General features: G+C 50.1%; 16 protein-coding genes, 1 tRNA gene and 1 CRISPR repeat array (1 of these 18 running past the window's edge). Of the genes, 7 read left to right on the top strand and 10 right to left on the bottom strand.

What is annotated here, in order from left to right; all coding sequences use genetic code 11:
• Positions 1 to 2: 2 nt before the first annotated feature.
• Together ACYQ27_RS06350 and ACYQ27_RS06345 are read right to left on the bottom strand one after the other, a co-directional pair.
• Positions 3 to 410, bottom strand: coding sequence for a CBS domain-containing protein (locus tag ACYQ27_RS06350; protein WP_460041294.1), 408 nt, complete (start codon positions 408 to 410; stop codon positions 3 to 5).
• Between the two features lie 11 nt (positions 411 to 421).
• Complete coding sequence (locus ACYQ27_RS06345) at positions 422 to 1,216, bottom strand: class II glutamine amidotransferase (protein ID WP_460041293.1); 795 nt, start codon at positions 1,214 to 1,216, stop codon at positions 422 to 424.
• Between the two features lie 86 nt (positions 1,217 to 1,302).
• Between ACYQ27_RS06345 and ACYQ27_RS06340 the strand changes: the two genes are divergently transcribed.
• Both ACYQ27_RS06340 and ACYQ27_RS06335 read left to right on the top strand, forming a co-directional pair.
• Positions 1,303 to 2,052: a Rossmann-like domain-containing protein gene (locus ACYQ27_RS06340; RefSeq protein ID WP_456396135.1), complete on the top strand. Its 750-nt coding sequence runs from the start codon at positions 1,303 to 1,305 to the stop codon at positions 2,050 to 2,052.
• Positions 2,053 to 2,084: 32 nt separating this feature from the next.
• The gene (locus tag ACYQ27_RS06335; protein WP_460041826.1) at positions 2,085 to 2,954 is read left to right on the top strand and encodes a type I restriction enzyme HsdR N-terminal domain-containing protein; all 870 of its coding nucleotides are present in this window, start codon (positions 2,085 to 2,087) and stop codon (positions 2,952 to 2,954) included.
• Here ACYQ27_RS06335 and ACYQ27_RS06330 read toward each other — a convergent pair.
• From ACYQ27_RS06330 to ACYQ27_RS06310, 5 genes are all read right to left on the bottom strand, one after another.
• Positions 2,951 to 3,940 (bottom strand): AIR synthase family protein, encoded by a 990-nt coding sequence (locus ACYQ27_RS06330; RefSeq protein WP_456454108.1) that lies wholly within the window; start codon positions 3,938 to 3,940, stop codon positions 2,951 to 2,953. The genes ACYQ27_RS06335 and ACYQ27_RS06330 overlap by 4 nt on opposite strands.
• A gap of 11 nt (positions 3,941 to 3,951) precedes the next feature.
• Positions 3,952 to 4,149, bottom strand: coding sequence for a hypothetical protein (locus tag ACYQ27_RS06325; protein ID WP_456396139.1), 198 nt, complete (start codon positions 4,147 to 4,149; stop codon positions 3,952 to 3,954).
• Positions 4,150 to 4,154: 5 nt separating this feature from the next.
• Complete coding sequence (locus ACYQ27_RS06320) at positions 4,155 to 4,448, bottom strand: ArsR/SmtB family transcription factor (protein WP_456396138.1); 294 nt, start codon at positions 4,446 to 4,448, stop codon at positions 4,155 to 4,157.
• Between the two features lie 151 nt (positions 4,449 to 4,599).
• Entirely contained in the window at positions 4,600 to 5,763 is a 1,164-nt protein-coding gene (locus ACYQ27_RS06315; protein WP_456396132.1) for a cell wall-binding repeat-containing protein, read from the bottom strand.
• A 195-nt stretch (positions 5,764 to 5,958) separates the two neighbouring features.
• Entirely contained in the window at positions 5,959 to 7,734 is a 1,776-nt protein-coding gene (locus ACYQ27_RS06310) for a ribosome biogenesis/translation initiation ATPase RLI (RefSeq protein WP_456396137.1), read from the bottom strand.
• Between the two features lie 60 nt (positions 7,735 to 7,794).
• Between ACYQ27_RS06310 and ACYQ27_RS06305 the strand changes: the two genes are divergently transcribed.
• Entirely contained in the window at positions 7,795 to 10,494 is a 2,700-nt protein-coding gene (locus ACYQ27_RS06305) for a DEAD/DEAH box helicase (protein WP_456454104.1), read from the top strand.
• Positions 10,463 to 10,693 carry a hypothetical protein gene (locus ACYQ27_RS06300; RefSeq protein WP_460041292.1) on the top strand — a complete coding sequence of 77 codons (231 nt, stop codon included), beginning with the start codon at positions 10,463 to 10,465 and terminating at the stop codon, positions 10,691 to 10,693. Before ACYQ27_RS06305 ends, ACYQ27_RS06300 begins: the two co-directional genes overlap by 32 nt.
• Before the next feature lie 41 nt (positions 10,694 to 10,734).
• On the opposite strand, the gene ACYQ27_RS06295 is transcribed toward ACYQ27_RS06300, so the two are convergent.
• Genes ACYQ27_RS06295 through ACYQ27_RS06285 form a run of 3 tightly spaced genes read right to left on the bottom strand, consistent with a single transcriptional unit; the run spans position 10,735 to position 13,938 of the window.
• A complete protein-coding gene (locus tag ACYQ27_RS06295; protein WP_456454103.1) occupies positions 10,735 to 11,364 on the bottom strand; it encodes a YigZ family protein in 630 nt (209 codons plus the stop codon).
• 3 nt (positions 11,365 to 11,367) lie between these two features.
• A complete protein-coding gene (locus ACYQ27_RS06290) occupies positions 11,368 to 11,814 on the bottom strand; it encodes an HAD family hydrolase (protein WP_456454116.1) in 447 nt (148 codons plus the stop codon).
• A gap of 57 nt (positions 11,815 to 11,871) precedes the next feature.
• On the bottom strand, positions 11,872 to 13,938 hold the full coding sequence (locus ACYQ27_RS06285; protein ID WP_460041291.1) for a hypothetical protein: 2,067 nt from the start codon (positions 13,936 to 13,938) through the stop codon (positions 11,872 to 11,874).
• Between the two features lie 179 nt (positions 13,939 to 14,117).
• On the opposite strand from ACYQ27_RS06285, the gene ACYQ27_RS06280 reads away from it, so the two are divergent.
• From ACYQ27_RS06280 to ACYQ27_RS06270, 3 genes are all read left to right on the top strand, one after another.
• On the top strand, positions 14,118 to 14,930 hold the full coding sequence (locus ACYQ27_RS06280; protein WP_460041290.1) for a phosphatase PAP2 family protein: 813 nt from the start codon (positions 14,118 to 14,120) through the stop codon (positions 14,928 to 14,930).
• 42 nt (positions 14,931 to 14,972) lie between these two features.
• Positions 14,973 to 15,049 (top strand) — tRNA-Thr (locus ACYQ27_RS06275).
• A gap of 154 nt (positions 15,050 to 15,203) precedes the next feature.
• Positions 15,204 to 15,959, top strand: a complete 756-nt coding sequence (locus ACYQ27_RS06270) for a hypothetical protein (protein WP_456454098.1) — start codon at positions 15,204 to 15,206, stop codon at positions 15,957 to 15,959.
• A 104-nt stretch (positions 15,960 to 16,063) separates the two neighbouring features.
• Positions 16,064 to 17,824: a CRISPR direct-repeat array (repeat unit 30 nt; unit sequence CTTTCAATTCTCCTAGAGTCTTATTGGAAC); it runs 3,454 nt beyond the window's last position.

The raw sequence follows: 17,824 nt of genomic DNA, 5'->3' as shown, positions 1-17,824 counted from the left end.
CATCACTCCACCGCTATGGCGGTTTCGAGCTTCCTCCTGCTGGCGTCAAGGAGGTCTCTGAGGCTGAAGATGCCCACAATCTCCCCGTTTTCCTCTATAAGGATGTGCTTTATTCCTTTCTTCGCCATTATATCGAGGACATCTTTTACCGGGGTATTCACATCCGCGGTTATCAGATCGCTGGTCATTATCTCCCTCACGGGGGTTGTGTTCGGCAGACCCGGGATGACGACCCTCCTGATGATGTCGCTTTTGGTGAAGAAGCCCACGACCCTTCCCCTTTCAACGACAACCAGGGAACCGATGTCGAATTCAACCATGACCTCACAGGCCTTTTTAATGCTATCCTCCGGACCCACCCCTATCAGCTTCCGGGTCATATACACCTTTATAGGTGCCTTCGTCTCCATATTCCACCCTCCTATATCCTCAGCCTTTCGACAGCAAAACCCTCATTTTCAAATGAAATCTCAACATGGAATGCCTCCCCATTTTCCACATCCTGAAATGGCCCGTCATGGTAGAGCTCAAATGTTGATGATGCCACCGCAAACAGGTTTTTCTTACTCAGGATTAAAAGGCGGTAGTAGTCACGCTTTTGAGGAGCATCCTCAATCCTCCCTGTCATGTATGATGTTATGAACGCCCTGACATTATTCAGGGGGTCTATCATCAGGGTTACCGTGTTAAGGGCGGTGTTTGTGGTTTTTTTGAGCTCCTTAAACCTGGCCAGAAGGTTTTCCTTCGTGCTTCCCTCAAGAAACCTGCACAGATAAACAGCGGCTGTGAAGCTGTCAGAGGCATTCTCAAGCTTCTCCGCCTCCAGTTCAGCCATTCTGATTATCATATCCTTTTTCAGGTCTCCGTTATGGAGGAACCAGAAGCTGAATCCCCTCCTGCTTGAAAATCCGAAGGGCTGCACATTGAACAGATTCCTGCTCCCCTGACTGGCGGCTCTGGAGTGTGCAATCAGGACGGTGAAGCCGGAGAGCTTATCCCTGAGCCTCTGGACTGCCTCATCCTGAAAAACAGGGGTCATGCTCCTGTAGTGTTCGACGGTGTCCCTTTTCAGGAGAACATAGCCCCATCCGTCTTTATGCTGACTGCCCCGATTCCTTCTGGCTTTATAGGGGTCGTTCTCCGAGGAGCGCACAAAAGCGTCGAGGAGTTCCCTTATCTCATGGCCGTTTCCGGCGGCAAAGAGTATTCTGCACATGAAACCACCATAGAGAATAGGGGCAGGGAATATAAAAGCTTAAAGCTTCACCAAAAGTTTTTAGGGGAGTAAGGAGATGGGGAATTATGCTGCTCGGAAAGATAAAGAAAAAAGCCCTGGGGATTATTGAGGAAGAATTTAAGCTTCTGGATTTTTCATTCGCCCTCCCGTATACGTACGTTCTGATTGAGGGGAGACACGGCAGGGCTCTGGGTGTTGCCATGACGCTCCCGGAGGAGATTCAGAGGTACAGGGCGTCATTTGATGAGCTCTCCGTTGAGGGATTCATAGAGAAAGCGGACAGCCTGAACATTATTGAGAGAACCCTTGCAGTAGCCGCAATAAATGCGGTCTCACAGTATTACATGGATCCGGGGAATGCCGGGGACACGGACGTTGTGGAGCTCCTTGATGGAGAATTTGAGAAGGTTGCGGTCATCGGCAACATGCCCCCTCTCGTCCGGGCACTCAGGGAGCGTTTCCATACCTACGTCTTCGAGAGGAATCCAAAGCTCTGGGACAGGGAGACACTGAGCGATTCCCTCGAATACCACCTGCTGCCCGAGATGGATGCTGTGATAATCAGCGGTTCTGCACTCCTGAACGGAACCCTTGAGATGATACTCGACCGCTCCAGGAGGGCAAAGCTTGCTGTTCTGACAGGCCCAACTGCCCAGCTTCTGCCCGACTTCCTGAGAGGGACTGGAATCACCCATCTGGCAGCAATGAGGGTTGTTGATACTGATAGGGCAATTAAACGGCTGAAGCTCGGCTCATTCAGAGGGTTTGAGGAGGGCAGCAGGAAATACGTCATCCCTGTGGGGCTAAGTATTTAAACGCTGCCGGGTAAAAGGATATGGTGCCCGGGATGGATGAGCTCAGGGATACTGTGAGTGAGGTAGTGCTCAAAATCAATACCCACAGAGAGCTCTATATGAGGAATGAGGAGGCTGTAAAGCAGCATCTGATAGGACATGTATTCAGAACCCTCGGCTGGGAATGGGACAACCCCTTTGAGGTGCGTCCCGAGGAGAAGACCGAAGACGGAAGGGCCGACTACGCTCTGATTCTTGACGGGAATGTCTTTGCATACGTGGAGGCCAAGAACCTCGGCGTAAATATCATCAAAAACGGGAAGCCCCTGAGACAGCTCGGCAGATACTGCTTCAATACGGGGGTTAGATACGGCATACTGACTAACGGGGCTGTCTGGATAGTGCTGAGGGCGTTTGAAGAGGGATCACGCCTTTCCGATAGAATCCTCCTTAAGGTTAACCTGGAGAATGAGCCCCTTGAGAGAAGCACACTCAAGCTCTCGCTGCTCTCGAAGGCTAGAATCCGTGAAATTGAGAAGCTTTCCGCTCTCTTAAAAGCCTTTGAACTGAGCTTCAATGGCCTCAGAAATGAGGGGTTCGGTGAAGATGTGCTGATTGCATACCTACGCGCCGGACGGAGCAGCCTCATCCCAGTGGATAAACTGACCGGAGTGGAAACCCCAAGGACAGCCTACATAAATGAAAACGGCTGGAAGGCTCTTCCTCTGGGCGAGCAGAGTCTCAGAGGGGTTCTGTTTGCCGTCCTCATGTACCTTTACAGCAGGAAGGAAGGTGCCGAGAAGGAGGAGATTAAACGCGTCTATGAGCACCTGAGAAGAATCCGTCTGGAGCCCTCACAGATACTCGCCCTCCTGAAGACGATTGAGGAAGAAGAGGGCATGAACATAGCGGTGGAGCTCTAAACAACCTTCCAGAGCTCGTCCGTTGGGGGCTGTTCCAGAGTTCTCTCCTCCCCATCCCGGATGATGAGGCGTCTGTCCCTGCTGTTAAGGAACTCTCCGATAACTGCTGCGTTTATGCCATTCTCCCTTAGTGCCTCCACAATCCGGGCGGCCTTTTCCTGTGCCGCCGCTATCATCAAAGCTCCGGAGCTGATCAGGGCAAGGGGGTTGAGGTCATAGAACTCGCAGATTTTTCTGGTTTCCCGGGCTATGGGGATTTTCTCATAATAAACTTTGAATCCGAGACCCGCTGCCTCCGCCATCTCATGCAGGCCGTTGGCTATTCCCCCTTCCGTCGGGTCGTGCATGGCATGAACGCCGATTTCACCTGCAATGAGTGCATCCTTCACGACGCTTATTCTGGTCAGAAAAGCTTTCGCCCTCTCAACGAAATCCTCACCAAACGCTTCTCTAAGCTCGCACTCCTTCTCGCCCGCTATTATTGCCGTCCCCTCAATTCCCGCACCCTTCGTCAGGATTATCGCATCCCCGGGCCGGGCCCCGTTTGAGGTGACGAGCCTTTCCCTCCTGACCTCGCCGAGCATTGTGCCGACGACTATCGGCCTTTTCAGCCCGGGTGTTACCTCAGTATGGCCGCCGACAACCGCAACCCCAAGTTCCCTGCAGTTGTGATGAATCTCTTCCATAATCTCTCCCAGAAGCCTTTCATCCGCATCCTCCGGCAGAAGGACGGTCGCAAGGAACCACTTCGGCCTCGCCCCGAAGGTCGCCACATCGTTGGCATTGACGTGAACCGCGTAGAAGCCTATGTTTCTTCCTGCTCCGGTTATGGGATCCGTTGATGCCACCAGTACGGTGTCGCCAAAATCTATGGCGGCAGCATCCACACCAAGGCCCGAGCGGATTATAATCCTCTCACCCTCAGCGCCGAGGTTATTGAAGACTATCTCCTTCAGTTTTTCAGGAGGAACTTTGCCCGGCAGCATGCTATCAGCCTTCAGACCTCTTCAAGCTTCCTCTTGACGTCCTCTGTGTATCTCTTTGTCTCTTCGAGGGAGTTCCTCAGGTTTGCAAGCTCAAGTTTAAGCTCGTTCAGTGTCCTGTTCATCTGGTAGAACGCAAACACGACTATCACAATGAGAATCAGCCCGAGGGTTATGGAAATCCACCCGCTTGGTGTTCCACCGTACTGCATCATAATCACTCCTCCAGATTTTTTATAACTTCATTATCAACCATAAGTCTAAACTGCTTTGCTTTATAATATTTTTTCGCTCTGGGGTCATTGGGTTCCAGACGGAGCTCGCTCTCCACCAGCCCCGCCTTTTCAAGTTTTTTCAGGTGGAGGTAGAGCAGCTGCCTTGATATGTTGAGGGTCTTGGCGAGTTCATAAACGTACCACTCCTTCTCACAGAGCATCTTCAGTATTCTGACCCTGATCGGAGAGCTCAGAGCCTCTGCGATTGTGGTTATCTCTTGGATGCTCTTTACCATTTCAACCACGTATCACGTATTAAAATGCTAACATAAGGCATATACACATTACACACTCTGAAGAAGGGGGATAAAAAACTTTCGAAGGCCTGCTTTTATCCATGAATAAAAATAAAATAGAACAGGAAAATAAACAAAAGAGGCCGAATTATCATGGCCTGTGTTTCTTCACAGGGTGGTGCTTCTCCTTGATTATGCCCCTGCCGGTTCTGTATTTCTCCCTCAGCAGCTCCTTGAGCTGGGCCAGAAGCTCATGTGCGGTGTCATAATCGCCGTTCTTAATGGCGGCCTTTATTTCCTCAAGGAGCTTCTGGGCATCCTGCACATCTATGCCGGCATTTTTCATAAAGCCGATCTGTATTCCGAGCCTGAAGAGCTCCCTTCTAAGCACCAGTCCCATGTGGAGGTGAAGCTCCTCCCTGAAGTCCCTGTCGGCAAACTTAACAACAAAGTTTGCCTTCATGCCTGCTGCAATTGCAAGGCCGTAGGCCTCTCCATATTTGCCCTCTTTATATGCCTCTTTGGCCAGGGTGAGCTGCTTCTTGGCAAGTTCAAGCATTCTCTCGGCCGCTGGGGATGTGACGTTCTTCAGGAGGCTTTCAGCGGTGTTGATTCTTGCCTCCGTTGAGTTTATGACCTTCAGCACGCTCTCGGCGGTTATGTTCACCCTCATCTCGGAGCAGTTGAACTCCCCGAAGTGTTCCTTTATCTGCTTCCTTATTTTCTCAATGGTTCTGTTTGCAAAGGGAGTTCCGATCAGCATCATTCTGGGGGTTTTAACCTTCAGCTTCATCATGACAGTGCTTATGTTCGACGTCCTGTTCACAAAGACTATCATCGCCCTCTCCTTAATTGCCACCTGAAGGGCTTTCTCTATTGCCATCGTGTCGTTACCAGCGGCGATTATTATCCTGCCCTGGAACTGGAGCTGGAACTTGGAGGTTGCGTTTTTGATTACAGCGAGATCGGTTTCATACCTGTTCTTTCCCCACCATCTCTCAACGGTTATGCTGAGGTTCTGAAGGTCTTCCACGTACTCATCCGGAACTGCGGCGGGCCCGCCTATTATTATCACCTCATCGGGGGCGTAGCTAACTATCTTCGTTGTTATGTTGGGATCGTAGACTCCCCACGGTGTTGTCACCACTGGAACTCCTGTCAGGTTTGCTATGTACTGGGCCAGCGTGCAGTCCGCCTCGTTGTCGCTGACCAGTATGACAACGCTGGGAGTTGCAGCCGATACCCCCCTGAACGTCAGCGGCACCGCCAGTATCAGAAAACTAAAGGCCAGTGCCAGAGCTTTTCTCCCCATCATATCCCATCACCTCGTGTATTTTTATGAAATATGTCATATTTAAGCTTTTTTCATGCAATCGTACATTAACGTTACTGTTTGTTTAAATTAAACCTGTTAGCTGCTTTTTTTCATCCATAAATGTTAAAGAACGTTTGTTATCGTTTATGTAGGTTTAATCAAAGATTTACCGGGTCAGAAATTAAAAAGAACGGCTCACGGGGCCACGTAGTAGTATTCGCCGCTCTCCTTCTGCTCCCTGTCCTTCACGCTGCCCTCCTTGTTTGCCCTCGGTCTCCCTGAGTCAGGGTCTCTGCGGAATGTTATGCCGACCCCCGCAAGGAACCTGTTCATCCCCTCACGCATCCCCATCGGCGGAAGGGCCTTACCGTAGGTTCCGGGAGTTCCTTCGAAAACCATTATCCTGTCGCTGATGTAGTCTATCATCAGAACGTCATGCTCCACCACAAGAGCCGTCTTCTCCCCCTTCTCCATGAGGTGCCTTATTGCCCTTGAAGCGGCCAGGCGCTGTTCGACGTCGAGATACGCTGAGGGTTCATCGAGGAGATAGAGGTCTGCATCCCTGAGCAGGCATGCCGTTATCGCAACCCTCTGGAGCTCGCCGCCGCTCAGCTCGCTAACCTGCTTGTCATAGAGGTCGGGTATTCCGAGGGGATTCAGAAGCTCGGTTTTGTAGAAGTTGCTGAGAAGCTTTGAGGGGTCTATTTTGCTGAGGAGCTCGCGCACCGTGCCCTCGTAGTCCGCCCTGATGTACTGGGGCTTGTAGGAGACCTTGAGCTCCCAGTCGACCTTCCCCTCCGTGGGCTCCTCAACACCGGCGAGCATCTTGACGAAGGTGGTTTTGCCTATACCGTTGGGGCCCACTATGCTCACAACCTCCCCCATGTAGAGCATCCCCGGCTCGGCCTCAAGCCTGAAGCCGCCGTAGTCCTTGACAAGGCGCGGATATTCCACGAGTATCTCGCTCCCCTGGCTCTTCCTCTCACCGCTCTTTGTAAAGCGGATTTCATACGGCCTGAAACGCACGTTTTCATCCCTCAGATAACCCCTGAGGAATTCGTTTATGCCGTTTCTAACGCCCTTCGGCTTTGAGAATATACCGTAGGTTCCGGGCTTTCCGTAGACTACGTGGATGATGTCGCTCAGGTAGTCAAGGACGGCCAGGTCATGCTCAACGGCCAGCACCGACTTTCCTGATTCTGCGAGCTTTCTTATTATTCTCGCGACCTTCAGCCTCTGCTGTATGTCGAGGTATGATGAGGGCTCATCGAAGAAGTAGAACTGGGCATCCCTGAGCAAAGCGGCCGCTATTGCCACGAGCTGGAGTTCGCCGCCGCTCAACTGGTCTATATTCCTGTCAAGGACGTTTTCAATTCCCAGCTCCCTGACGACATCTTCAAAAGCCCCCCTTTCGTCAGCCTTCATGAGGAGGTCTCTAACCCTTCCCCTGACGGCCCGGGGAATAAGGTCGACATACTGGGGTTTGACGACAGGCCTGATTCCACCGTTTTTCAGCTTCTCAAAGTATGTCTGGAGCTCATTTCCCCTGAACATCTTTATAACACTGTCCCAGCTATCGTTGTCACCGCAGAGGTTCGGAATGAGCTGGCCCGCAAGGATTCTCACCGCCGTCGTTTTGCCAGCACCGTTCGGCCCGAGTATGCCGACCACCATGCCCTCCTTGATGACCGGCAGACGGTAGAGAACGAAGGCATTGACGCCGTAGCGGTGCACACAGCCCTCCTCAAGCTCCTCCGGGAGGTTCACTATGGTTATCGCGTTGAACGGGCACTTATGCACGCAGATTCCGCAGCCAGTGCATGAGGCCTCCTGAATTACCGGCCTGTAGTTCTCCTCGTCGATTATTATGGCCTCCCCGCCCATCCTGTTGACCGGGCACACCCTTTCACACAGGAAATGACCGCATTTGTCAGGATTGCATCTGTCGTACTCGATGACAGCGATTCTCATTTTTCTCACCGTCTCTGATTCAGGGGGTGATTTTTAAAAGGTTGCGATTTACCCTCATATATGAGCATCTTTGAGGCACTGAGAGACATCAAGGGTGAAATTGCCCATGTGAGTGTTTTTCCGCCGAAAGAAGGGGAATACGGCGAGTTTAAATTTAAAAACCCCGAAATCAACCTTCTTCTTGAGGAGCTGGGCTTTAAGCTCTACAGACATCAGGCTGAAGCTCTTGAAAGACTCTACTCCGGGATGAACGTGGTTGTGACGACGCCGACAGCGAGCGGCAAGAGCGAGATTTTCAGGCTTGCGATCTTCGATGACTACCTCTCAAACCCCTCCCACAGGTATCTCCTGGTTTATCCGACGAGGGCGCTCATCAACAATCAGTTTGAGAAGTTCTCTCTGGAAAATCTTGTATTCCTTCGTCTCACGAACAGGTTCGTGGATGCGAGGATTCTGACGGGTGATGTGACGTGGGAGGAGAGACGGAGAATAATAAGGGAAAAGCCCAGCTTGATTTTCACAACACCCGATATGCTTCACTACAGCATCCTGCGCCGCTGGAAGGATTACGACTGGCTTCTTAAGAACCTCCGCTACCTCGTTGTCGATGAGCTCCACATCTACCGGGGTGTTTTCGGCACGAACGCCGCCTACCTCTTCAGGAGGCTTTTCCTCAGGCTCAAACGTCTGGGTGTTAAACCCCAGATAATAGCGCTCTCAGCGACACTGAGGGAGCCGGGGGAGTTTGCAGGGAGCTTTTTCAGGAAGAGGTTTGAAGCCATAAGCGAAGCAACCAATCCATTTCCGCGGAGGTTTCTGGTGCTCTTTGAACCGAAAAACCTGAATGACCGCCAGCTCCTCAGGCTTGCGGTTGAAAGGCTAACACAGAAGGGCATAAAAACCCTCGTATTCTTTGACTCCCGCAGGGGAACCGAAAAGCTCATGAGGTTTCTCCTGGATTCCCCCGCATTTTCCAGAACCTCCACCTACAAAGGAACCCTGCCGAAGAACATCCGCTGGGAGATAGAGAGGGATTTCAAGGAAGGCCGGCTTTTAGCCCTGCTGACGACAAACGCCCTTGAGCTCGGCATAGACATCGGTGACCTCGATGCTGTGCTCAACTACGGCATTCCTCCTGACGGCCTCTTCTCCCTTATTCAGCGCTTCGGCAGGGCCGGAAGGAAGGCGGAACGGGAGGCACTGAACGGGATTATACTGCGGAGGAACGGGCTCGATTATTATTACAGAGAGCACACCGAGGAGCTGGTTGAGAAGCTGGAGAGGGGTGTAATTGAGTATATGCCCGTGAACCTGAGGAACAGGGAGGTTGCAAAGAAGCACATGCACTACCTCCTTACGGAGCTCGGGGTCGTGGGGTGGGAGGAGCTCGATGGATTTGAGAGGGAGGTCATGGAGGAGCTTGTTCTTGAAAGGAAGGGCTCGCTCGGGAAAAATCCCCTAACCGGAAAGCTTGAAGTCCGGCTTTTAAAACCTGCATTCAGCTATTCCTCCCTGAGAACCGCCGGCGATGAGAGCTACTACCTCGTCGTTGATGAACCGTGGATAAAACCGAGCCTCATAGGCAAATCCGGCATCCCGGAGCTTCTCCGCTTCATAAACTGGCTCAGGGTCAAGGGCTATATCATAGAGGAGGCGGATAAGCCCGAATACTACCGCTCCCTTCTCCCGGGCATGGCATACTTCTCCCGCGGCGAGCTCTACATGGTAAAGGAAAGGCACACCATCGGAAAGTTTCACTTCGTGTTTGCGGAGAGGATGAACAGGTTATGGGACGTTGAAACATTCGCCAGCAAGAGGGAGGAGGTCGAGATACTTGAGAGCCGGGATGAGAAGACATATCTGGAAGTGGAGATACACCTTGGCAGGCTGAGGGTTAAACATTCATACTGGGGCTATGCTGTCAAGGGCAGGGATACCGCGAATTATGTTGGTGAGCTGCTCAGGCTCAGGGATGAGGGAATTCTGAGAGGTGAGATATATTCGCCGGTAAGCGGGGAGAGGGTTGAGGCGGGGGAGGATTTCTCGATCCTGAACTGGGAGAAATTTGCCAGGGTGGAGTTTGAAAAACCCTTTGAGATGGAGTTTGAAACCGATGGCATCTGGCTCGTGTTCCCCAACGGAGTAAGGGAAGTTCCCCATGAGGAATTTCACGAGTTTTTCAGAGCTGCGGTTGATAAGGGTGCAGGTGATGTGGCATTTTCCATTTATGAGAGGCTCAGCAGGAGGGAGCTCTTCCCGGAGCTTCTGGGGTCTACAACGTACCACCTGAAGAAGGCCATCATGGAGGCACTCCACAGGTTCGGGATTCAGGATGAGGAGCTGGCGTTTGCTGTGAAGAAGATGGTCGACAGCAAGGACGGGGTCGGAAGCGGGCTGCACGCGATAGAGCACAGCATGATAAAGATAGCCCCAATCTTCACCTACATTGACAGCAGGGAGCTCGGCGGCTACAGCTATGCGAGCTTTCCCGGGCCGCCGCACGCTGGGAAGCCCCTCGTGTTCATATATGATGCCAATGAAGGCGGATCAGGCCTGGCTGGGATTCTCTTTGAAAACGCTGAAAAGCTGATGGAAAAAAGCTATGAACACCTGAAGGGCTGCGGGTGCAGGGACGGCTGTCCGGTCTGCACGCTCTCGCCGAAGTGCGGCACCTTCAATGAGTTCCTTGACAAGTGGATGGCCATAAGGGTGTGGGAGAGGGTTCTGGATGATAGACCACGGAACATTACGGAGGGGTGAACTTTTTAGCGGCCTCCCTCAGGAGGGGGCCGAAATATACCGGAGGCTTCAATCCCTCAACATCGCCCCGACCAGAGTACAGCACGTCTACAAATACCTTGAAACTCTGGTAAAGGCCGGTTTCGTCCGTTCATCGGAAGGGATGTACTGGATCGAAGACCCCAGAGGCACTCCTCCTCCATCACAGGTTTTGTCCTGAAAAAGTTTTTACATACCATGTAATTTACACTCCATGTAAATTTAAAGCTTCCCCCCGAAGGAACTCATGAAGAGCTTCCTCAGCCGGGCCTTTCCCCTCGTTTTTTCTGTCAGAAGCTCCATCAGCCCACCGGCCTCACCCTTTCTCGTTTCTATAGTGAATGTGATGTTCTCGGAGTACTCCTCCCCAACGACCCTTCCTCCTGAATTCTCAACGGTCTCCCTGACGATGTGAAAGAGGCTGTAGGGGAAGGTAACCTGGAAGCGCTCAGTTTCATAGACCTCAACGATTCCCGCGTTCTCTATAGCTTCGCTGGCGGCATCGCTGTAGGCCTTGACCAGACCGCCGTAGCCGAGCTTTATACCGCCAAAGTAGCGCGTAACAACGACGACAACGTTGGTGAGTCCTTTGTTCTGGATGACCTTGAGCACGGGCTTCCCGGCTGAACCTTTCGGCTCTCCGTCGTCATCGTATCTGACCGCAAAGTTCTTCCCGTCGTTTATGAGGTAGGCGGAGACGTTGTGCGTTGCATCGCTGTGGTGGGCTTTGATCTTTGCGATGAACGCCTTGGCATCGTCCTCTGTCTCTGCCGGTGAGGCGTAGCCTATGAAGACGGACTTTTTGATTATAAGCTCTGCAGTTCCTATTCCCCCCAGCGTTCTGTAGCCCATAGCTCACCCTCTGAGCGTTGCTGTGAGCTTCTTCTCATTCAGCAGCATGACTACAGCATCTTTAACGTCCGTCACCACTACATCGCTCGCAAGGAGTGCATCAATCGTTGCTCCTTCTTTGCCTATCACGCAGAAAGCCAGCTCGGCATTTTCGAGCATCCTGACATCGTTGTTGCCGTTGCCAACAGCTATGTACGGCTCGTATTTCATGGCCCTCTCAAGCTTCTCGTTCCCGTCCCTGACCCGCTCGATTTTAACGGGCAGGCCATCAAACTGCTCCTCAAGCGTTCCGAATGTATCGGCGCTCAGCACGACGACCTCATAAATCTCCGCAAGCCGGCCCAGCAGGTGTTTCACCTCCTCATCAACAACACCCTCAACCCCGAGGGTTCCGTTAAGGTCAAAGAGCACGGCCCTAGCCTCAATCTTTCCATAGTTCGGAATCTCCATGGCCATCACCGCACTGGGATTTCCTTTGAAGTATATCTGCTTTTTGTTCTGTCCTACCTACCCCGATGAGAACATCTTTGAGCGCCTCATGCGGTGGTAGTAGAAGCGGCCCTTCCCATCCACGACGATATAATCCGGTGAGTAGCCTGTGATGTAGTACATGTTGTGGCCGTCTATGCGGTACCAGAGTGCTCTTGCCGCCTCAAGCCTGTTGAACTCGTCGAGCAGCCTCAGGTCCCCCTTTCTGGCCATATTCAGGAGGTGCTGAACGTACGCGTAATCAAATCTGAAGGCGATGTAGGGGCTGAAGAACTCATAGCCTGAGATGAACTCATTCATGAGGTTTTTCAGGGGGTAGTCCGGGATCACGGAGATGTTGAACTTTTCATAGAAGTGCTTCATCGTCCACTCCTCCGGCCGGTAGGGGAGAAGGCCGAGCCTCATTATCTCCACAGTCGCGGTCGCATACTTCCTCGGCCATCTGGGGCTGAAGGGATAGTATGAGACATTCGAGGTCACGTAGGGGTCTTTTCCGAGGAGATATACCCCCCTGTAGTTGCTCCCCACGAGGAGGGGTGCCCTCCACAGGACGACGAGTTCTATGTGGTTCAGGGCCTTGCTCCTGAGGGACGCCGGAACCGGAACCGCCCAGGCATTGAGGTTGAAGTCCATGAAGAACCTGTTCATCAGCACGGCCTGGGTTTCGGCGTCATAGCCGCAGATGCCCGAGTGAAGGGTTCCGATTATGGGTGTGGAGTATGAATGCACATAGTAGTTGACGAAATAGACGACATGGAGGGGGGTTATTGAGTAGAACGGCAGGGGCTTTTTGTAGAAGGTGAAGAACTTCCTGCGGGCGTCCTCATACACGAACCCCATGAAGCTGCCGAGGTTTATTTTGCCGTAGCGCGTGAATCCAAGGTCCGGATATAGCTCCTGATATACCTGCAGGGGCTTGTACTCCGAGGCCTTAATCCACATGAACCTAATCTCCTGCCTCGTGTAAAGCCTCGCTCTCTGGAAGGGATATCCTGAGTTGTTGAAGCTGATTCTGAAGACCTCCGGATAATGGAGGAACCTGAAGGCGGTGCCGGCAACATTGCCCCTCGCGTCATACACCTTTATGGAGATGTTGTATTCCCCCCATCCCCTGGATACACGTATGAGCCTGAACTCCTTCAGGTGCTCTGTGTGGAGGTAGAATTCGTTCCTCTCGCCGTTCAGTGTGATGACTATCTTTCTGGGAGGATTGGCGTTGTCGGTTGCGGTTATTTCGAACTGGAGGGTTCCGTTGGGGAGGCTTCGAACATCCCCCTTAAATGCCGGAGGGGTTCTGTCCGTTCTCTGTTCCTTCACAAATTCGCTGAACGTGCTCGCTATGTCCGTGATTCTGAAGTGCTCTGAGTTCATGATGAACCAGTCATCAAATGTCACATTGGTCATGAGGGCATCCCTTATGGTATAAAGCCCCCTGAGGAAAACGTTTATTTCCCTCGGTTCAAAGCCGTCCGTTATGTTTTTCATACCGTCAATAGCTTCAATGATCTCGGGTGGAAGGCCAGCAAGGGAGTTTCTGAGCTCGCTAACCAGGTATATGTATTCGTCGAGGTCCCTGACCTTGTAAATTTCCTTTGAGTTCTCGATGCCGTATTTTATGTTCGAGGGCAGCCCGGAGTAGAAGCCCATGAACTCGCGCACCTTGAGGTTAAACATGGCCACCCTCCTTGAGAACTCCTCCAGTGTGTAGGGGCTCTCCGCAAAGAGAAAGCGGAGCATGTCGTCGCGCAGGAGAAGCGGGATGGTCTGCAGGGTGCCGTAGACCTCGCTGCAGAGGTTAGCAAACTTTTCCGGATTGGTGACATTGACGTCATCGAAGAGACTCTTCCGGTAGTTGTAGAGGGGCAGGATTTTCTTTATGATCTTCTCTTCCCTCTGGTCAATCCTGCCGTCCTTCAAAAAGCCGAGTTTTTCGGCAATGAACATCTCATCGTCCGGGAGCACCTTCTGGGTTTTAACCTCCTCCTGCCGTGCGGGAGGTGGCCTAAGCACGAGGAGCAGCCCGATAATGTAAATCAGGATTAGAATTAGAGCAACTTTCTTCAGGTTTGTGTCCATTTTTCTCACTGTTAATATTGAGTATATGCAGTGCCCTTTATTTAGTTTGTCCTACGCCAATCGAACCGTGAAGAGGTGCATAGCCGGAATCAACCTTTCCATCAGGGATACTTGTGAGAAGCTCCAAGCCGCCCGGGCATGGTTCATGTTTCGAAATTTTTAAAAACCTCAGTACCAACGTTACTACAATGGGGGTGAAGGACATCCTGCATGATCGCGAGGTCTTGACAAGGCTGAATGCATTTCTCGTGATATACTTCGGATGGATTGTATTCGGACTCATTTACCCCATTATCGGTAAATACAGCGTGGACTTAACCACCCAGTTCCTGAAACTCCCTTTCACTTCATATGCCTTTGTCAGCGGGCTTCTAACATTTGCTAAAAGCCACGTCCTCCTGTATTACTCAATGAGGGCCATATACTTTGTGGGATTTTCAGGGTCAATTGCCCTGACCGTTGCATTCCTCCTCCTGTATAAGAAGGATTTCAGGGCATCCGATGAGCTGTTCATCAGGTATTTAGGGCTCTATACTGTATCCGGCGCCATATACTGCATATTCCACATATACGCCCCCCATGTGGTTTATAATCTTCCCGTTAAATCCCTCACAGGAACATACCTTACCCAGCAGGAATTCGTTCTCCCCTCGCTGCACAATGCCATAGCAACCGCGAATGCGGTCACCCTGTGGAAGCACAGGAAAGACCCCATTGCGAAGGTTATAATATTCCTTAACATGATGGTTCCGGTTGTGACGCTCTTCCTCGGGCATCACTGGATATACGACATAATAACAGGCATCGCCCTTGCTCTGATCATATCAAAACTGACGGAGGGATACAAACTTAAAGTGCCATCAAGCCTACGCTCCATTCAGATTTCTGATCTGAGGAAGATAACGGCATTCAGCATTATCTTTGCCACCATAGTCCTCATCATAGCCGCCAATCCTTCCCTCTATTCCAGCCTGCTCCAGAGGCTTCTGGGCACTCCCTAAGAAAAGCTTATAAATGGAGGCAGGTCTTTATCTTTTGAGCACGCCGGGGTAGCCTAGCTCGGCAGGGCGGCGGACTCGTAATCCGCAGGTCGCGGGTTCAAATCCCGCTCCCGGCTCCAAACTGCATATAATTCTTTATCGCAGGTATCCTTCAATATATCAAAACATTATCATCACAGGCTTGTAATTTTAATATCCTTAAGTTTGAAAAATCGAAAAGTTCTTATATCTACAATACAAGGATAAAGCAGATGTTCCTGAGGAGGGGACGGTATGATGGGTAATACATCCGAAAATCTGATAGCAACAGGCCTTTCAGACGTGGATTCCGCACTCGGTGGGGGGCTAATAAATGGAGGCAATCTGTTGATAGCTTACGACAAGAGATCAATGGGATGGGCGTTGGGTATGAGGATATTCAAAAGCATGATCGAAAACGGAGCCGTCGGGGTCGTATTTAACACAACACTCCCCCTTTCAAAGGTGGAACTGAGGGCTAAATATGTTGGATTGGACATCAAAAAAGAGGGAGAAAAGGGAAGATTATACATAATTGATCTTTTTGGTTCTAAATATGGGATCCCTGAAGAGCGGCCTTATGTATTCCAGATAAAGGAATGGAGTGATGATACAGGAATACCCAAACTTCTCAGAACGTACAGAATGATAAACGATCAGATTCCAACCGGAGCGACTGTAGTTGGCCTTGTGGCAACGGTTGAGGGGCTGTATCATGAATTTGGTCGGGACGTAATGAATCGCATAATAAGGGCATCATTAGCCAGTTTCGAAAGCACAGCACTTGACAGACCATTTGCCATAATATCCCTATTAAACACGGAAGCAGTAGCAGATTACGTAACTGCATGGCTCTACAGCCTCAGCGACCAGATTATAGAGTTCATCTCCAAGGTTGAAGCTTCGGGCCTTGAGGAGATGGCTTTAGTCTCAAAATCATTAATTCCCGGCTTCGAACCCCATCATTATACTGTTAAATTATCAAAAGAGCATTTCATCCAGCTCGTCTGAGCATTTTTGCCAGCGCTCGCCATGTCTCTGTATATCTTCTTTGTTTTCCTTAGGAGTTTTATTAAAACCTACCTTGTTGAGCCGCTTATTTACTTCCCCCACGTCTTTCAATTCTCCTAGAGTCTTATTGGAACTTGAACTCTATTAACCCGAGCTCGCTCAATTTCTGACAACTTTCAATTCTCCTAGAGTCTTATTGGAACTTTATAGTGGGGTGGACGGAATGAGTGAAAATGAAGAACTTTCAATTCTCCTAGAGTCTTATTGGAACAAGTACCCAGAGATATTGAAAGCGGCACATAAATATCTTTCAATTCTCCTAGAGTCTTATTGGAACATTCTATTAGTTCGTATATCTTTAACCATAACTTTTCTTTCAATTCTCCTAGAGTCTTATTGGAACAAGTTCTTCGCGAACATCCGAGTTTAACATCTTGACCCTTTCAATTCTCCTAGAGTCTTATTGGAACATTCTATTAGTTCGTATATCTTTAACCATAACTTTTCTTTCAATTCTCCTAGAGTCTTATTGGAACAAGTTCTTCGCGAACATCCGAGTTTAACATCTTGACCCTTTCAATTCTCCTAGAGTCTTATTGGAACATCTGAAATGCCCCCCTTTGTTCATCCCTACGTGCCTTTCAATTCTCCTAGAGTCTTATTGGAACGGTTGATCTTCTTGATCTTTTCAGGATTAACAAGACTTTCAATTCTCCTAGAGTCTTATTGGAACCCCTTGCTTTTGAGGTTCTTGCTTTCGTTGCAGCTGCACTTTCAATTCTCCTAGAGTCTTATTGGAACCAGCTCAACATTGCCACCCTGTAGATCCCAAACTCCCTCTTTCAATTCTCCTAGAGTCTTATTGGAACGATTCTCCTCAAGCATCCTGTGCACCTTCACATACCTTGCCATTGCCAGAGATACAGATTTTCCAAGAGCCCAGCTTTCAATTCTCCTAGAGTCTTATTGGAACATAATGAGCTTGCCAATGATCCGAAAGTTAAGCCAACTTTCAATTCTCCTAGAGTCTTATTGGAACGTGCTGAACTTCCCGAGATTCCAGCAGACGCTGACCTTTCAATTCTCCTAGAGTCTTATTGGAACACCGTGGGAGGCCTTCCACTCCTCATAGGCCTCTATCTCTTTCAATTCTCCTAGAGTCTTATTGGAACTGTGAGCACCAAGAAAATCCTCAAAGAGGCAATTGCAGCTTTCAATTCTCCTAGAGTCTTATTGGAACGGACATAGGGGTAGTTGGGGAATTGGATCTAGAACGGACTTTCAATTCTCCTAGAGTCTTATTGGAACAAGCACATGAAGAGAAAAACGCAATTTTAATAAGCACTTTCAATTCTCCTAGAGTCTTATTGGAACAAGCCTTTTTCCACACTTTTTACATGAAAAGACACGTCTTTCAATTCTCCTAGAGTCTTATTGGAACCTCATTCTCTCACCCCCTCAATGTCCTCTTCTTCCTTTCAATTCTCCTAGAGTCTTATTGGAACCTCATTCTCTCACCCCCTCAATGTCCTCTTCTTCCTTTCAATTCTCCTAGAGTCTTATTGGAACCTCATTCTCTCACCCCCTCAATGTCCTCTTCTTCCTTTCAATTCTCCTAGAGTCTTATTGGAACACGAAGTTCAGACAGGGCCGGATTTGGACTTGCCCCTCTTTCAATTCTCCTAGAGTCTTATTGGAACGTTCACAAGGACTTTCACGATTGTAACGTCTGTTGTGCTTTCAATTCTCCTAGAGTCTTATTGGAACCGTTAGACTAGAGTTTGAAGAAAGCGCATCTGGATGGCTTTCAATTCTCCTAGAGTCTTATTGGAACAAAATCAGCAAAAAGAAGTTCAAGAAGATTT

It is taken from the genome of Thermococcus atlanticus, from assembly GCF_054657855.1.
This window is presented reverse-complemented; position numbering and strand designations above follow the sequence as displayed.

Bases quoted from the DNA above. Each gene is read 5' to 3' on its own strand.
- ACYQ27_RS06325 (WP_456396139.1), bottom strand. From the start codon at position 4,149: ATGCAGTACGGTGGAACACCAAGCGGGTGGATTTCCATAACCCTCGGG.
- ACYQ27_RS06345 (WP_460041293.1), bottom strand. From the start codon at position 1,216: ATGTGCAGAATACTCTTTGCCGCCGGAAACGGCCATGAGATAAGGGAA.
- ACYQ27_RS06280 (WP_460041290.1), top strand. From the start codon at position 14,118: ATGGGGGTGAAGGACATCCTGCATGATCGCGAGGTCTTGACAAGGCTG.
- ACYQ27_RS06310 (WP_456396137.1), bottom strand. From the start codon at position 7,734: ATGAGAATCGCTGTCATCGAGTACGACAGATGCAATCCTGACAAATGC.
- ACYQ27_RS06340 (WP_456396135.1), top strand. From the start codon at position 1,303: ATGCTGCTCGGAAAGATAAAGAAAAAAGCCCTGGGGATTATTGAGGAA.
- ACYQ27_RS06315 (WP_456396132.1), bottom strand. From the start codon at position 5,763: ATGATGGGGAGAAAAGCTCTGGCACTGGCCTTTAGTTTTCTGATACTG.
- ACYQ27_RS06295 (WP_456454103.1), bottom strand. From the start codon at position 11,364: ATGGGCTACAGAACGCTGGGGGGAATAGGAACTGCAGAGCTTATAATC.
- ACYQ27_RS06320 (WP_456396138.1), bottom strand. From the start codon at position 4,448: ATGGTAAAGAGCATCCAAGAGATAACCACAATCGCAGAGGCTCTGAGC.
- ACYQ27_RS06350 (WP_460041294.1), bottom strand. From the start codon at position 410: ATGGAGACGAAGGCACCTATAAAGGTGTATATGACCCGGAAGCTGATA.
- ACYQ27_RS06300 (WP_460041292.1), top strand. From the start codon at position 10,463: ATGATAGACCACGGAACATTACGGAGGGGTGAACTTTTTAGCGGCCTC.
- ACYQ27_RS06335 (WP_460041826.1), top strand. From the start codon at position 2,085: ATGGATGAGCTCAGGGATACTGTGAGTGAGGTAGTGCTCAAAATCAAT.
- ACYQ27_RS06290 (WP_456454116.1), bottom strand. From the start codon at position 11,814: ATGGAGATTCCGAACTATGGAAAGATTGAGGCTAGGGCCGTGCTCTTT.
- ACYQ27_RS06270 (WP_456454098.1), top strand. From the start codon at position 15,204: ATGATGGGTAATACATCCGAAAATCTGATAGCAACAGGCCTTTCAGAC.
- ACYQ27_RS06305 (WP_456454104.1), top strand. From the start codon at position 7,795: ATGAGCATCTTTGAGGCACTGAGAGACATCAAGGGTGAAATTGCCCAT.
- ACYQ27_RS06330 (WP_456454108.1), bottom strand. From the start codon at position 3,940: ATGCTGCCGGGCAAAGTTCCTCCTGAAAAACTGAAGGAGATAGTCTTC.